The organism is Oleiphilus sp. HI0132 (assembly GCF_001635845.1).
Genome location: NZ_LWGJ01000819.1, coordinates 1 through 295 on the forward strand (window position 1 = coordinate 1; position 295 = coordinate 295).

Sequence of the window (295 nt, forward strand, 5' to 3'; positions counted from 1 at the left end):
CTAATGGTCGCATTGTATTCAATTTCTTTTTGCTGGTAGGTATTACTTTGGCTGTCGCTCATTTCAGCACTCATTGCCATGGCGCGCATTTGTGGGGCTGGTCTTGCTTCGTTGCTAACATGCTTTACATTTAAAATTTTCCCCAAGCTTACTTCGAAGCCTTGGGCAATGGTAGCTGCTTTATTTTTTGCTTTATTAATTGCTTTGTTTAAGGCTTTGCGTTTTAGCTTCTGTTTGTTCTTAAGTGTGAATCTTATACTCCCTAGATGAGATGCTTCTGTGCGGGTGATGTCTT

At 40.7% G+C, this 295-nt stretch carries 1 protein-coding gene; it reads right to left on the reverse strand.

All coding sequences use genetic code 11. From position 1 onward, the window contains the following. Positions 1-295 (reverse strand): SIMPL domain-containing protein (locus A3766_RS09415; protein WP_197479477.1); only part of this gene is annotated, 295 nt, incomplete at both ends.